We start from the raw sequence: 15709 nt of genomic DNA, 5'->3' as shown, positions 1-15709 counted from the left end.
ATACCACATTCTAGATTATGGAAGACAAAAAGAAGCCTGGGCATCTCATCGCCCAAGCTTCATGCAGCATCCTTATTTCAGGATACGCCGTCCAGTTTCTCTTCGCTGCCGTGCGTATTAAACTTATGAAGATAACGGGAGAGCACGCCATGTCTCGGAGAGAACAGGAAGCTGAGAATAAATACAATTCCGGTGGCAAATGCCATAGAGCCTGAGATGGAGGTGTCCAGCCATAACGCGACATAATAACCCATGAATGCAGAAATCACGCCGAATGCTCCGCTTAATACCAGCATGATGGAGAGTTTATCCGTCCATAGATAGGCTGCTGCGGCAGGTGTTATAAGCATAGCTACCACCATGATCGCTCCCACGGCATCAAACGATGCAACCGTCGTGATGGAGACCAGCGACATAAATACATAGTGCATGAGCACGACAGGAATACCGATACTGGCCGCCAAAGCCGGATCAAAGGACGTAATCTTCCATTCCTTATAGAACGCCAGGATGACGATCAGCACGACGAGGAGCACGGCTGCCAGCATGAAGGTAGCTTTGGGCACCTCCCCTAATAGAGGAACGTGCATCACATCCCAAGGTACAAACGTAATCTCACCCATGAGGGCATGCTTGGTATCCAGATGGGCATTGCCAACCTGGGTTGCAATCAGGATGACGCCAATCGCAAACAAGGTTGTAAATACAACACCGATCGAAGCATCCTGCTGAACGCCCCGGGAATGAAACCATTGAACGAGGACTGCTGTCAGCAATCCGGCAATAATCGCACCGATCAGCATATGAGGTCCGCTTAATTCTCTTGTGACGATAAAAGCCGTAACGATCCCAAGCAGCACAGTATGACTGATAGCATCGGCCATCATCGCCATTCTGCGCAGTATCAGGAACACGCCAACGATACCGCAAGACAATCCGACGAGAGAAGCCGTTAGCAATATCCATCCTGTATAGGTCATTGATTGCTCCCCCTTTCGGACAACCGGGGACTTAGAACCGATGGGTTATTGGAGTCCAGATGTTCTTTTTTCTGAGAGCGGAGCTGCAGCGCCTGGATCAGCAGCCCTTTCTCGGCACCGAAGACCAGAGAAACCGTGAACATTACGGAAGAGGCTACAACGATAAACGGTCCTGTAGGCCATCCTTTTCCAATCGTGCTGACCAAGGTGCCGACAAACCCGGAGCCGCCTCCAAATATGGCCGACAATATAACCATCATTCTAAAGGATTGGGTCCAATATCTTGCGCTTACGGCAGGTATGATCAGCATGGCCGCCATCAGAATGACGCCAACAGCCTGAATACCAATGACTATGACAAGAACAAGCACCCCCATATAGAGGGAATTCATCAGACGGCTATTCATCCCTAATCCCCGGGCAAAATCCGGATCAAACAGGAACAGCTTCCATTCCTTAAAGCCAATCGAGACAACCAGAATAACTAAAGCAGCCAGAATGAGCATCGTAAAAACATCCTTACGAACCATGGATGCAGCCTGACCGAAAATAAAGTTATCCAGTCCGCTCTGATTCCCGCCCGCTGTTCGGTTCACAATGGTAAGCAGCATGATGCCCAGCCCGAAAAACACGGATAGTATCATGCCCATGGCCGTATCTTCCTTAATGCGGCTGGAGGTACGGATCCACTGGATCATCCAGGCTCCGATTAAGGCGCTGACAGCAGCTCCGAGTATCATCACCAGCAGATTCTTGCTTCCGGTCAACGCAAACGCAACCACGACACCGGGAAGAGCCGCATGAGACAGCGCGTCACTCATCAAACTTTGCCGCTTCCAATAGGCGAGACAGCCGATCATACCGGCTGCCATGCCCAGAATTAATGTGCTCAATAGCACCCATTGCGTGTTCGGAGATAGTAATGAATGCAGCATGCCTCACGCCTCCTTCATCCAGCGAAGCGAACCGCCGTAGGCGCGGTATACATGTTCCTTCGTGAATACGTCTTCCGTTTTCCCATGCGCAATGACTGTCCGGTTCAGGAGCAGCACATGGTCGAAATAATCCTCAACCGTCTGCAGATCATGATGAACCACCATTACGGTTTTACCGGCCATTTTCAGATCCTTCAGCGTGGTCATAATCGCCCGCTCGGTTGCCGCATCAACTCCGGCTAACGGCTCATCCATGAAATAGAGGTCAGCATCCTGGACAAGCGCCCTAGCGAGGAATACGCGCTGCTGCTGTCCACCGGAGAGCTGGCTGATCTGTCGATTGGCAAAGTCCGCCATGCCCATTTGATCCAGCGATGCCATCGCTTTTTCCTTATGGCTCTTGTTCGGTCGTTTCAGCCAGCCCACCCGGCCGTATAAACCCATCATGACAACGTCCAGTGCATCGGTAGGAAAATCCCAGTCCACGGATCCGCGCTGCGGCACATAGCCGACACGGGTCTTGGTTTTGCTTAAGCTTGATCCAAAGAATGACACATTCCCGGACAGCTTGGGGTGAAGCTCCAGCATGACCTTTAACAGCGTTGATTTACCGGCGCCGTTCGGCCCGACAATGCTGGTTAAAGAGCCTTGCCCCACTTCAAAGGAGACATGATGGAGCACTTTATTTTTACGATAGGATGCATTGAGGTCTTGAACTTGAAGTACAGACATTTTATTCACCACTTCCTGTTAATGCATGATAGATGGTTTCGACATTATGTCGATACATTCCGATATAAGTTCCTTCCGTTGTTCCCGCTTCGCCCATGGCATCGGAGAAAAGCTCTCCTCCAAGCTTTATATCCAGCCCATTCTTGGCGGCACCTTCAATAACGGCATTAATCGAAGCTGGATTGACGCTGCTCTCAACGAATACGGCAGGCACCTTGTGCTGCAGCAGGATATCGATCGTTCCGTTAATGTCCGAGAGGCCGATTTCATCCTCCGTACTCAATCCTTGCAGTCCAACGACCTCCAGACCATGCAAGCGGCCAAAATACCCAAAGGCATCATGAGCGGTAACCATGACCCGCTGTTCTTCCGGAATTTGACTCAACTTATCCTTGGCCTCGGCTTTCAATTCATCTAACTGGGCAAAATACTTCTGCTTGTTCTCCTCAAAATAGTCGGCGTCATCCGGAGAAAGGGACTTCAGCTTCTCGACAGCCAAATCCAAAGACGCTTTCCACAAATCGATGTCAAACCACACATGGGGATCGATGGCCTGCGTATCATCCTGCAGCAATTGATCCTTCGGGATGGCATCCGCAATCGCCAGCACAGGTTTGTTCTTACCGATCTGTTCGAATATTTCCGTCATATTGCCTTCGAGATGAAGCCCGCTATAGAAAATAACATCGCCGCTATCCAGTTTCTTGATATCGCCTTGGGTTGCATTATATAAATGCGGATCGACGCCGGGCCCCATCAAGCTCAGTACCTCGACCCGATCTCCCCCGATAACGGAGAGGGGTTCCGCAATCTGTCCAATGGTTGTAACCACTCGAATTTTCTTATCGCCTTGTTCACCCGCTGTCCCTTCCTGCTTCACTTCTCCCGAAGCGCACGCGGTTAACACCAGCAGCAAACTCAGAATGGCGGCTGCCCCTAAAAATATCCTGTTTCTATAAGTCCTCTTCTTCATCTTCTTCTCCTCCACTCCACATCAATAATGAGTTCGCTCAATCCTTAGATGATCCCGGACATTCTCAAACCTCGTCCTGCCACGGTACAATTATTTTGCTTCAATGCAACTTTAATTCCTATGTACAAAAAATAATCCATCTTCAGTATTTTGTCAATGAAATTTTAAAATTTCGCGGATCTCATTCGAATGGGTTTCTTCATTTGTTCTTGATTTCATTGAGGATTTGTGTACATATAGAGCTCGTTTTTCATTGAGGAAAAATATTTAGCTACATATAAAATATTTTTTTTAAATTGATTTCCCGCTACCTTACAGACACAAAAAGACGATTTCCCAATAAGAGAAATCGTCTTTTCTTTAGTTATATTCCCGCTATCGCTAAAACTCTACCATGAGCTTTCCAAATATACCTTCAAAATGTGATAATCCATCCACTTTTTATCCAAAAAATCGGATGTGCGCGAACTTGGTTTGATTCGATCGAGTTTCTTCTTGGCTGAGCTGCGATGATCAGGCAACAGCTTCACATTTGCCAAAGCACCGATCGTTTCTACCACATCATCGATCGATAGGTGATCCGTGTCGATATGATGCTGGAACACTTCATTCGAGAATCCGCTGATACACCGGTCAATTTGTTGCGCAGCCCATGAATTTGAACCTTCCCCTCTGCTCCGCAGCCGTTTAAGGAGTACGTCCTTGGAAGCGCACAACGTAAAATGCTGTACCTCCACGCCATCACGTCTCAAATTACCAACGATGTCATCGAAATATTTCGCGTTAGTAATGGTCATCGGAGCAATGATCAATTGATCCGATCCCTGCTCCATATACTTAAACATGGAGTAATTAAACTCCCTCCACATCGGATAATGCTGAAAGTCATCACGTTTGGCATCCCTTGGCACATTATCGCGAATGAAGTAACCTGCATTCTCCGGATCGTACACGTGCGAGTTCGGGATTCTTCGCTGAAGCTCATGCGCAGCCTGAGTCTTACCCGAACCGAATGCCCCGTTAACCCATATAATCATAGAGGAATCCCCCTTCTAACTAATCCTTCCTAAGAAAATCCGGCATACGAGTCAATGTTTTTCCATGATCGCGGACAAAACCGTATTGCTCATACAGACCGTGGGCATCCCGCGTAGCCAATATACCGAATACATTTCGGTAATCCCCGTGGGTCGTAATCGTTTCGATTAATTTCTTCCCCACGCCAATTCCACGATATGCCTCATCCACAAATACATCACACAGCCAATAGACGGTTGCGCCATCACTTACCACGCGAGCAAAGCCGATCTGTCGGTTGGCGTAATATGCCCCGAAGCACGTAGAACCTTCTAACGATGTTTTGATTTTTTGGTCAGAACGCTCGTTAGCCCAGTAGCTTTGCCGCAAAAAATGGACGATGGCATCCAAATCCAGCAGCGAAGGGTCGCTGCTGATAAGAACCTGCTTCACATCAATGTCCGACATCGCACCCACCTAGTCCTTTATCCCGGAACCAAATGCAATCACGTAGCCGTCTGGATCTTGAATCGCAAAATCCTTCCACACGCCCCAGTCCGCTTCCATGAATACAGGTTCCTGTGCCACTTCGACCCCCCTGGAGGTCAGTTCTTCATACAACGCATCCAAATCATGATGTGTACCCACGTAAGCGTATGTATCCCAGCGCGTCGCATGGTCCTTTCCTGCTGGATTAGGTGTGACATCTGCACGGGATTCCGCCTGAATCAGCTTGAATCCGAGCGCAAAATCATCCCTGACCGCCCATACGTCATTCACTTCACAACCCAGCACTTCTTCATAGAACTGTTTGGAACGGGTAAGATCGGATACCAATCGAACTTGGACTGAGAATTGAATCTTACTCATAAGATCATCTCCGACTAGTTTTATTCCATATTACAACCGTCCAATTCGCTTAACAAGAGCTTTTCGTCAGCTTATTTTCAAGGCTATTTTATTTCGTAATATTTTTGCAAGATCGGCGCGACTTTGTTCACCACATACCCGCTGCCTCCCCGATCTTCAACATGCTCTATCATCATCGCAAGGAGGAGCTTGGACTCCCTCGTGTCAAACGCAACGAACCATCCGTTCTCCTGTCCTTTTTCGCCTTTGCTGATTTTCAGTTCGGCGGTTCCCGTCTTCCCTGCAAGCTCAATGCCCGAAAGATCAGCGCCGTGCCCGCTGCCTTTTGGATCCCGAACCACATCGACGAGCATACGCTTGATGATTCCGGCAGTGTGCTCATCCAACACCTCTCTAGTCTTCAGAGGCTTGTTCTCATGCTCTGATAAATCCAGTACAGGCTGAATCAGCTTCCCGTCATTCATGAAGGGAGTATAGGCCAATGCCAAGTGTAAAGGACTCATGAGCACTTCCCCTTGACCATATCCGGAGTCCGCGAGTTGAATTTCACTTTTTATTCCTTCATTAGCCAAGCTTGCTTTCGGGAAAGGGAATGAAAGCGGCAATTCCTCTTCGAACCCGAATTTTACTGCTTCCTTCAGAAAAGGATCCGCACCAATCTCCAATGCTTCCTGCGCCAGATAGATGTTATCAGAATACACAAGAGCATCTCTCAGATTCAGGACGGGTACCTCCTTCACGCGTGTCACGTAATAATTTCCCCAGCTCGGGTCTTTGGACCAACGCAAGCCGTGAATCTCCCTGACCTTTCCAGGGGTAGTGACCCCTAGCTTGAGACCAACCGCAGCCGTGATCGGTTTAAATACCGAGCCCGGAGCGTACAGCTTCGTAAATCGATTCAATAGCGGTTTATCCGGATTGTGGTTCCACTCATCCCACTGCTCTGTCGATAATCCAACAATGAAAGCATTGGGATCATAGGACGGGCTGTTAACCAATGCCAAGATTTCTCCGGTCTTGGGGTTGATGGCTGCTGCGGTTCCTGCATCCTCACGAAATGAAGCAAATATGGATTTCTGAAGTTCAGCATCAATGGTTAGACGAATATCTTGACCATCTACCGCTTCCTTCTCGGCTACGATTTCTTTGACTTTACCCGAGGAATCCACGATCGATATCCGCTTACCGTCCCGGCCACGCAGCACTTCATTATATACTTGCTCGGCTCCTGATTTACCGATAAGTTCAGTCGGTCCATACTGTGCCTCGGGCGCTTTGGCCAAATCCTCCTCTGTCACTTGTCGGATGTAGCCGGTTAGATGTGCTGCCGCCGCGCCGTAAGGATAGACTCGGGCGCGTTCATTCTTCTTTACAACGCCTGGCAGATCACTGTAATCCATTCTGCCCTGCCGGGCATTCAGGTTCAAAATGGGTACGAATAGATCGTCTTTCACCCACGGCGCATCAAGCTTACGCTTCATAATCCCGGTCGAAATTCCCAGCCGTTCCGCTAATTCAACCAAGGTCTGTTCTCCATCGTCACCAAGCTTTCCGGGAACGATACCAATGACCTCTATCGTGCCATTAATGGCCAGCCCCTGACCGTTACGATCCAAAATCTCGCCCCTGCTGGATGGTACCGTCTGCACGTTCACCTTATCCCCGAAATCCATAGCCGGCAATATCAAGGAAGGTTGCCATACCATTCGCCAAGACAGATTCTTAGCCTCGGTCGGATCGGCCTCTTTTAATAGCTCAAACGAAGCTTCTGCCTGCACCCGCCCTGCCGTTGTTTCCAATTGGATTTGGTAGGGATAGAACACTCGCTCATCCCTTGTTTCGCTTGCTTCCTTAGCCGTAAAGTCTGTCGTGATGGTTAGGTCTTGTGCTCCGATCCCCTCATAAATGTTCCGATATCGTGTTATAAAATCCTCTTTTGTCATCTTCTGTCTGGACTCCAATGACAACACATCATACATCAATTCGTAGCTGCCCTGCTCCCACCATTCCACATACTGTTTCGCAATCTCTCTCGGATCCGATTCCTTGAAGCGGTCACAGCCTGTAAGTATTACCATTAAAATCAGGCACAAGAAGAGCCATGTCCATTTTAAATGCATAAATCCCACTCCTCAATCCCCGTAATTAATTGTCATTATATCGTTCTCCTCATGAAGAAAACGATCATGATCAGGACACAAACCATTCCAATCAACATGAACAACTTGGCATGTTGTTTCCGATGAATCAGAATCCCGGTTTCTATAAGTGCAACAGCAAGTAAGCTCCACAGAGAAACCTCCATAATTGGAATAAGGAGGATAACCCAGATGATTGCAGCGTTGCTCACCATCAATAATAAACATAGAATGATGGGAATCATTGGAGGGAGCAACTTCACCATGGTTGACTTCTTCGAGCGATATGCCCACATTTGAAACAATCCCATCCCTATAAGCGTCAATACATATTCATTGCGAAAAAAAGAGTCCACCGTAATCCCTGCCTTCTCAATAAAAACAATATCGAACCAAAGCATGCTGTATTGTAGAGTATACTTATAGCGTATGGTTGTGAGAATGCATGTTTTCCGGCTCTGTACCCGTACAGATCGAATGGAGGTATAACAAGATATGAAATACACCGACATTATTCAGTCAGTTGAACGCCAAATACTGGATGGTTTATTGAAACCCGGCAGCAAACTGCCATCCATCCGTGCTCTGACACAATCCTATTCATGCAGTAAAAATACAGCCATACGGGCCTATGCTGAATTGGAAAAGAGACATATTATCTATGCGGTTCCCAAGAGTGGTTACTATGTTGTGGAGGGCAGAGGAAACATAAAACTCTCGAACCCAGCGGACCAAGTGATCGATTTTCGATCTGCGGGACCTGACAAAACGGTCATGCCCTACCGAGACTTTCAGCACTGCATGAACCAAGCGATTGAAATATATAAAGAAGAGTTATTCACCTATTCCCAAATTCCGGGTTTGCAGTCACTTCGTGTTGAGTTAGCCCGGCATCTACTCGACTTGCAGGTCTTCACGGCTCCTGAGAGGATCTTTGTGGTGTCCGGTTCGCAGCAAGCGCTGCATCTGCTGGTCTCCCTTCCTTTTCCTAACGGAAAGAACAATATTTGCGTGGAGCAGCCCACGCACTTTAGCATGATGGACTCCCTCAAGATTCATCAAGCCGTGACATACGGGATTGAGGTTACGAAGAACGGCATCGACTTTGGGCGGCTCGAGGACATTTTTAAAACTCGGGATATCAAGTTTTTCTATACGGTCTCAAGGTTCCATAACCCTACAGGCTACAGTTATTCCAATGAGGAGAAGAAGAGGATTGTAGAGCTTGCGCAGAAGTATGATGTCTATATCATCGAGGATGACTATATGGGAGATTTGGATCCGGATTCGAAACATGATCCGATGTTTGCCTTCGATCCCTCTGGCAGGGTGATCTACACGAAGAGCTTTTCCAAAGTCATGCTTCCCGGACTACGGCTGGGCTTGGCTGTGATCCCCGAAGCGATGAGTGAAATATTCCAGCGGGCGAAGCACGCGGCGGACATACACAGTCCGGTGCTCATGCAAGGCGCCCTCGAAATTTATCTGAAGAACGGGATGTTCCGAGCACATATTCAGAGGATGAGGCAGACCTATAGTAAAAAGGGGCTTTGATCCAGCAGGCTTACCAATCTCACCTGCCGCCCTTCTTATCCTTTACGGGTTCGCCATCCGGATTTTATTCCACGATCCAGCTGCCGGAACCATTAAAAGCATATCAATTGGTTCACTATCTGGAGAATGAGAACGTATATGCTCAGGACGCCAGCAGCATGTTCTTGCCTGAGTTTAAGAACGAATCCATGATACGACTGAGCGTATCTCAGGTGAAGGAGGAGCTCATCGAAATCGGTGTTCAGAAAATTGCGGAGGGAGCCGCTGAATTGTTGAAGAGACGCAGCGAGGTGAGGTTCATCTAGTCGGTCCAAGCCGCAAGCGACCGGACCGACAGATGAAATTGGTTTAAGCGATGGGAGTGCCATTCGGCAGATCGACATCCGGCTTCAGTAGGACGACGTCTCCCTGCTCTGGTACCCCGCCGAGGACAAGCACTTCGGATTGATAGCCAGCTATGCGTCTAGGCGGAAAATTGACGATAGCGACAACTTGATTACCTATGATGGTGTCCGCATCATATCGATTCGTAATCTGCGCACTGGTGCGCTTGATCCCGAGCGGTCCGAAATCAATCTTCATTTTGATGGCAGGAACGCGCGCTTCCGGGAATGGCTCTGCTTCCACGATCGTCCCGATCCGAATATCCAGCTTGGTAAAATCTTCGATGGTTGCCATGACTATAGATCTCCTTACAGCTAGGTTATGAAGCAATAAGACGATGCTTCACAACACGAAATTTATGTACCATCTTATCATCTGTTTTTCCGGGTATTCAAGTGACAGATTGGTTTAGCGTGTTCTATGCCGCTGAGGATCAACTGGAGATCTAAAATAAGGTGAATCATTCGGTGTTGGCTTCTATACTCGCTCATTCTCCATAAGCTTCTTCCAATTCTGATGCTGCCTGTTAACCTTATCCCATATCAGGTCCCGTTCGATCAAGAAATAGTTGACGAGCGGCTCATGAAATATGTCCGCCAGGATCTCGAACCATTCCGACTTCGATGAAATCTCCATCTTATCCAGGTTATTGCTGCTCCACTTTCTCCATATGCAGCCCTTGAGTTCGTTCATGCCCTGCTCGTGTCTCTGCCTGACAATGAACAGATCCATCCACGGGGATTCCGGTGATCGGCTATAAAATGCATGGTTTGATTTAAATAGTTCCAAACTGTTCACAACATCAGGGGCATAATCTACGCCTACATATGAATAACGGGGATCATGGATCAGCCTCCAGCCAACATCCGTTATGCGAGACGGCTCAAGCGCATATTGAAAAGGTCCCTGTATGTATCGTCCGAATTTCAATGGGATCGGTTCCCATGGCATATCGCCAAGACCGACATCCACGAGCCATCGCTCTTCTTCCCCAAGTTGTTCATTCCATAAACTTACCGTTATCCCGAGATGGAAGCCGTTAATCCGCGGTTCTTGCCCTAATGGCTGTACTCCTGCCCGATGCCAATATACCTTATAACCTAAGGCTCGAAGAAGCGCGGTAAAGGCTCCATTCAGATGAAAACAATAACCGCTTCGTTGATGGATCATAAGTTGTACCGATTCCTCGATATCGATGGATGTCGGTTTCCCAGCAAAAATATCCAAGGTCTGCCAAGGTATTCGTGCCACGTGGGCTTTATGCAGCTCGAACAAATATTCCTTCGTCGGTTCCTGAATATCCGAAATGCCTAAACGGTTTAAATATGCCCTTACCTCACTTTGGGTGATCATAGCATGCACTCCTACTTTTTTTGCTTATCATAAACAAGAAACTGACCCTTATGAAATGGTCAGTTTCAATATTCTATAAAAGACAGGTATAAACAAACCGTATTCAATCCATGTTCCAAGCCTTTTGCAGAAGCCGTATCCCCTGTTCCATATCAGCTGCGTTCAAGCTCGCAAATCCCATATATAACCTCGGGAACTGGTTTGCATCTTGCTGGTGGTTCATCCACATTTTTCGCAGGTCGTACACGATAACACCGACGTTCGCCGCCCTCTGAATCAATTCCTCCGAGGACACTTCTTTTTTGACGATCAGCTGAATGTGGAGGCCTGAATTTTGACCCGTAATTTCAACAAACCTGCCGAGATAAGCCTCAATCAACTCAATCAACTGATGATGTCTCTTCCTGTACAGATTACGCACTTTACGAATATGACGGTACCAATGCCCCTGTTCAAAAAACGCGGTCATTGCCCACTGTTCCACGCGGGAAGGGGCAAAGAATACTTCCTGACGTTTATGGGATATGTGATTCAGCAGCGCCGGTGGCAGAACGAGATAGTTCATACGCAGTGTCGGAGTCAACACTTTCGAGAACGTGCCGGCGTATATGACCCGCCCATTATGATCCAATCCTTGCATGGAAGGAATCGGTTTTCCCTGGTAACGAAACTCACCGTCATAATCGTCCTCGATAATGTATGCGTTTCTGGCATTGGCCCACTCCAGTAACCGTTCCCGCTCCGGATAAGGCATGATGCTTCCCGTCGGGAATTGGTGAGATGGTGTTACATATACGAGCTGTGCGTGGCTGCTCTCCAACTGGTCAAGCGAGATTCCCTTATCACTAAGCGTAATCGGAAGTACATCACAGCCATTCAAGTGAAATTGATCTCTCACCAAGCTGTAACCCGGCTCCTCAACCGCAATATGCTTAAGTCCTGGCAGAACTCTGGAAAGCATCCCCATGCTATAGGCCGTGCCGGCACCGATCACAATTTGATCAGGTGTTGAAATAACCCCTCTGGAATTTCGCAAGTATTCGGAAACCACGGTGCGAAGCCCGTATTCGCCCTGCGGATCCCCATACATTCCCATTTCACTCACATGCTGTTCCAGTGCTTCCTTCAGCATTTTATTCCAGGTTCGTACCGGAAAAGACGCTTGATCCAATCGAGTGGGATTAAAATCAATAACATCTTGATTCGAGTGCCCGTAGGAATGCATAACTGACATCGTTGTTATAGAGGGGGGCTGCTGTTGATGATGGTGAGATAGTTCCTTGTATGGATTTATGACATATAGCCCCGACCTCGGTTTGCTGACCAAATACCCTTCTGACGTTAACATTTGATAGGCCGTCTCGATCGGCGTTTTGCTTATATTGAGCTGAAGCTGGAGGGCACGAACGGAAGGCAATCGTTGTCCGTCGGGAATGGCCCCATTACGGATACCCTCACGAATTTGCAGATATAACTGCTGGTATAATGGGAACTCGCTTTGCTCGGGTAGAAGAATATCAAACAAGTGCTACCACCTCAGGCATTATATTAATTAAATTCACTGTCGTAATGATAGGTACGTTAAATGAATTATACATGAAATTCAGCCCATGTTTCGCATCCTAATTCACGAATCGCTTCATTCGGTAACACCACCTTCAGTACATCTGACTTTCATAAACAGATAAAAACTGACCATTTCTCTATGGTCAGTTTTGTCTTAAGCTAACGTTAATTTGAATGTATCTCAATATGAATCTATTACGTTATGAAAGGACGCATGATCCTATGTCTCATCCACTCCATCTTGAATCACGGCCTCCCCTTTGCCGGAGGAGTCAAGCTGTGGGCTGGAGATTACAGCGATTGCAAGGACGCAGACATCATTGTCATTGCCGCAGGCTCCAATCAAAGACCCGGCGAGACGCGAATTGATTTATTGAAACGAAATACGGCGATATTTGACGATATTATCCAAAACATCGTGAAATACAATGACCTCGGCATCATTCTTGTGGCTACGAATCCGGTTGATATTCTGTCTTACGTCACGTTGAAGAAGAGCGGCTTCCCGGTCAATCGCGTGATCGGTTCCGGTACCTTGCTGGATAGCGCCCGTTTCCGATATTTGATTGGTCAAAACAAAGGCATTAATCCGCGCAGCATTCATGCTCATATCGTAGGAGAACACGGCGATTCCGAACTGCCGCTCTGGAGCATTGCCAACATTGCGGGGATCGGGATCGATCTGACAGACAATGAAAAAGAAGATATTTTCGACCGCACCAAGAATGCGGCTTACGAAATCATTAACGCCAAAGGCTCCACTTCCTATGCAATCGCATTGGCGCTCGATCGGATCATCGTCTCCATCTTGCAAAACGAAGGTTCCGTTCTCAATGTATCCACGCTGCTCAAGGACTACCACGGTGTGTCTGATGTATACTTAGGCGTACCTTGTGTGGTTGATCGTACAGGCGTTCGGGAGATTTTGAATCTCGAGTTTAATGACGAGGAACTAACCCAATTCCATGCTTCCGCTAACAAACTGAAAGAGCAGATCTCCAACATTTTCGAATAAAACGAAGCAAGGCTTTCCGGATGGGCGATTCGGGAAGCCTTGCTCTTTTGGCTGAGGAGCGATGACATTAGGATGTAGCTGGCAAATCAGTTCGTGGCATAAATAGAAAATGCGCTGTAAAGCAGAAGCAATCCCATCGATATATTAAACGGGCGCTCATATCGGGATAACAGATGCTGGAACAGCGAACCGAATAACGCCCAGGTCATGTTGGCACAAATGCCGACGATCGTGAGCAAGAACGAGTAGGATATCAACTGCGCATGGGAAGTAGAGATCGGCATGACGAAGGTCGATACAGCTGTTATCCCGTATAAAATAACCTTCGGATTCATGAATTGGAAGATGAACCCGAAATAAAAGGTATTGAATCCACGTGCCTTATCGCCTGCATGAGAGGGCTTGCTCTGCATGATTTTAATGGCAAGATAGATCAGATACAAGCATCCGATGATATTCATAACAAACCTGATCTTCGGGATGAATGGATATAATACCAGATTGAAATAGCTGGACAACAGCATAATGACCAAGCATCCAGCTGCTACTCCTCCGATGAAGCGCATCGTTTTCTTAAATCCGTGGCTCCTTGCATTCGTCATCGAAATGATGTTGTTGGGTCCGGGCGTAAATGAAGCGACAATCGCATAGGTCAACAGCGAAACGATGAACACGCGCTCCCTCCTCTCGCGTATGTTATAGTAGTAATAGTTGTACGTTATAGCGTCTGTACGCTATGATTATACAATATGTATGTTATAACGCACAATATAAAAAGGCGGTGTTGGATGTTGAAGCCGATTCATTTAATATTGGCGAAAAATTTGAAGCTGCTAAGGGAGCAAAGGAAGCTAAGCCTGGATAAAGTCGCGGAGATGACTGGAATCAGCAAAACGATGCTCGGCCAGATCGAACGTGGAGAATCGAGTCCCTCTATCACAACCGTATGGAAAATCGCGAACGGGTTAAAGCTTTCTTTTACGTCTTTGATTCATGAGTCTCAATCCGAAACGGTCGTGGTATCCCAAGAAGAGGTGCATACGCTGGTGGAGGATCACGGAAAAGTTCGAATTTATCCTTTTTTCCCTTTTGAGGAAGGACGGCGCTTTGAAATGTATTCGTTAGAAATGGACTGTGGCGGTTATTTAAGCGCAGAGGCTCATATCGAAGGGACGGAGGAGTTTATAACCGTTTTCGAAGGGAAAATCACCATTCGTATTGATCATGAGGAATATACGGTAAATCAAGGGGACTCCATCCGGTTTAAGGCCGATAAACCGCATGTTTATCATAACTCCGGCTCCTCCATGAACCGGTTAAGTATGGTGATCCATTATTCCAAATGAAAAAAGCCGCAGCCTCTTCATAAGAGGGGCTGCGGCTTCGTATGATAGCACTACGTTCATCTACGGAGTGAGTTCGTACTGACTACCCCGTAACGGGACAATAACTTGCGCCCGAGCAGACCTACGGCACGATCCGTTATGAACCCCATCAATCCCAGACAAATCAATCCGACAAAAATCCAATCCGTTCGGAAGAACAAACGTGAATTCCAGATCAGATACCCCACGCCTTCATTAGAAGCGATCATCTCTGCCCCGATAATCGCCATGAACGAGGTTCCCATGGCAAGCCGGATACCGGTGAACATAAAAGGGACCGTCGCAGGAATGATGACATGTTGCACAATCTGCCACTCGGATGCCCCCATGCTGCGGGCGGAGCGAATTTTATCCTCCTCTACGGATAACACACCCGTCAACGTGTTTAATACCACAATGAAGAAGGTTGCATACAGAATAAGCATAACTTTCGATGTTTCCCCGATGCCGAACCAGACCAGAAACAAGGTGATGAAGGCAATCGGCGGGATAAACCGGATGAAATTGAGGAAAGGTTCGGCGAAAGCGCGGACCGGCCCCACCTTCCCGATGATAAGTCCGGCCGGAATTGCAATCAGGCTGCCGAGGGTCCAGCCGAGCAGTACCCGGTACGAACTGATCCCGATATACTGAATCAGAGTGCCATCCATCAACAATTCATATCCGCCCCTGGCGGTATAGATTGGACCCGGCAGAATTTCGGGACCATACGCAAGGGAAAGCAAATGCCAGACGCCAAGACCAGCAATCCACACCAGGATATAAAGCGACCATTTCTTCATTTTCTTGCTCATGGGTTCTCTTCCT

The 15709-nt window shown here is 47.7% G+C and carries 16 protein-coding genes and 1 pseudogene; 4 read left to right on the top strand and 13 right to left on the bottom strand.

The window, feature by feature from the left end; translation table 11 throughout:
- Positions 1-77: 77 nt before the first annotated feature.
- From DP091_RS19855 to DP091_RS19820, 8 genes and pseudogenes are all read right to left on the bottom strand, one after another.
- Entirely contained in the window at positions 78-980 is a 903-nt protein-coding gene (locus tag DP091_RS19855) for a metal ABC transporter permease (RefSeq protein WP_113059910.1), read from the bottom strand.
- Positions 977-1915, bottom strand: coding sequence for a metal ABC transporter permease (locus DP091_RS19850; protein WP_113059909.1), 939 nt, complete (start codon positions 1913-1915; stop codon positions 977-979). Before DP091_RS19850 ends, DP091_RS19855 begins: the two co-directional genes overlap by 4 nt.
- Before the next feature lie 3 nt (positions 1916-1918).
- Positions 1919-2647 carry a metal ABC transporter ATP-binding protein gene (locus DP091_RS19845; RefSeq protein ID WP_113059908.1) on the bottom strand — a complete coding sequence of 243 codons (729 nt, stop codon included), beginning with the start codon at positions 2645-2647 and terminating at the stop codon, positions 1919-1921.
- A 1-nt stretch (position 2648) separates the two neighbouring features.
- Positions 2649-3620: a metal ABC transporter solute-binding protein, Zn/Mn family gene (locus tag DP091_RS19840; protein WP_113059907.1), complete on the bottom strand. Its 972-nt coding sequence runs from the start codon at positions 3618-3620 to the stop codon at positions 2649-2651.
- 441 nt (positions 3621-4061) lie between these two features.
- Positions 4062-4657 (bottom strand): annotated as a pseudogene (locus tag DP091_RS19835) (AAA family ATPase).
- 19 nt (positions 4658-4676) lie between these two features.
- Complete coding sequence (locus DP091_RS19830; protein WP_113059906.1) at positions 4677-5105, bottom strand: GNAT family N-acetyltransferase; 429 nt, start codon at positions 5103-5105, stop codon at positions 4677-4679.
- Positions 5106-5114: 9 nt separating this feature from the next.
- Positions 5115-5507 (bottom strand): VOC family protein, encoded by a 393-nt coding sequence (locus DP091_RS19825; RefSeq protein WP_113059905.1) that lies wholly within the window; start codon positions 5505-5507, stop codon positions 5115-5117.
- Positions 5508-5590: 83 nt separating this feature from the next.
- Complete coding sequence (locus tag DP091_RS19820; RefSeq protein WP_113059904.1) at positions 5591-7627, bottom strand: penicillin-binding transpeptidase domain-containing protein; 2037 nt, start codon at positions 7625-7627, stop codon at positions 5591-5593.
- A gap of 513 nt (positions 7628-8140) precedes the next feature.
- Here DP091_RS19820 and DP091_RS19810 point away from each other — a divergent pair.
- Complete coding sequence (locus tag DP091_RS19810) at positions 8141-9199, top strand: aminotransferase-like domain-containing protein (RefSeq protein ID WP_258394624.1); 1059 nt, start codon at positions 8141-8143, stop codon at positions 9197-9199.
- A complete protein-coding gene (locus DP091_RS31975; protein ID WP_258394623.1) occupies positions 9196-9504 on the top strand; it encodes a hypothetical protein in 309 nt (102 codons plus the stop codon). Before DP091_RS19810 ends, DP091_RS31975 begins: the two co-directional genes overlap by 4 nt.
- A gap of 43 nt (positions 9505-9547) precedes the next feature.
- On the opposite strand, the gene csaA is transcribed toward DP091_RS31975, so the two are convergent.
- The 3 genes from csaA to pdxR form a co-directional block, all read right to left on the bottom strand.
- Complete coding sequence (csaA, locus tag DP091_RS19805; RefSeq protein ID WP_071220630.1) at positions 9548-9877, bottom strand: chaperone CsaA; 330 nt, start codon at positions 9875-9877, stop codon at positions 9548-9550.
- Between the two features lie 183 nt (positions 9878-10060).
- Positions 10061-10936: an arylamine N-acetyltransferase family protein gene (locus DP091_RS19800; RefSeq protein WP_113059902.1), complete on the bottom strand. Its 876-nt coding sequence runs from the start codon at positions 10934-10936 to the stop codon at positions 10061-10063.
- Positions 10937-11039: 103 nt separating this feature from the next.
- Positions 11040-12461, bottom strand: coding sequence for a MocR-like pyridoxine biosynthesis transcription factor PdxR (gene pdxR, locus DP091_RS19795; protein ID WP_113059901.1), 1422 nt, complete (start codon positions 12459-12461; stop codon positions 11040-11042).
- A gap of 243 nt (positions 12462-12704) precedes the next feature.
- Here pdxR and DP091_RS19790 point away from each other — a divergent pair, with 243 nt between their 5' ends.
- Positions 12705-13517 (top strand): L-lactate dehydrogenase, encoded by an 813-nt coding sequence (locus tag DP091_RS19790; protein ID WP_113059900.1) that lies wholly within the window; start codon positions 12705-12707, stop codon positions 13515-13517.
- Between the two features lie 86 nt (positions 13518-13603).
- Here DP091_RS19790 and DP091_RS19785 read toward each other — a convergent pair whose 3' ends face one another.
- Entirely contained in the window at positions 13604-14191 is a 588-nt protein-coding gene (locus DP091_RS19785) for a LysE family transporter (RefSeq protein WP_113059899.1), read from the bottom strand.
- 117 nt (positions 14192-14308) lie between these two features.
- Between DP091_RS19785 and DP091_RS19780 the strand changes: the two genes are divergently transcribed.
- Positions 14309-14863, top strand: a complete 555-nt coding sequence (locus DP091_RS19780; RefSeq protein WP_181469882.1) for a helix-turn-helix domain-containing protein — start codon at positions 14309-14311, stop codon at positions 14861-14863.
- Between the two features lie 56 nt (positions 14864-14919).
- On the opposite strand, the gene DP091_RS19775 is transcribed toward DP091_RS19780, so the two are convergent.
- Entirely contained in the window at positions 14920-15696 is a 777-nt protein-coding gene (locus tag DP091_RS19775) for an ABC transporter permease (protein WP_113059897.1), read from the bottom strand.
- Positions 15697-15709: the final 13 nt, after the last annotated feature.

Origin of the sequence: Paenibacillus sp. MDMC362, from assembly GCF_003269305.1 — a bacterium.
Taxonomy (GTDB): Bacteria; Bacillota; Bacilli; order Paenibacillales; family Paenibacillaceae; genus Paenibacillus_AQ.
Note: the sequence above shows the minus strand (reverse complement) of the source record. Positions and strands in the feature narration are given on the sequence as shown.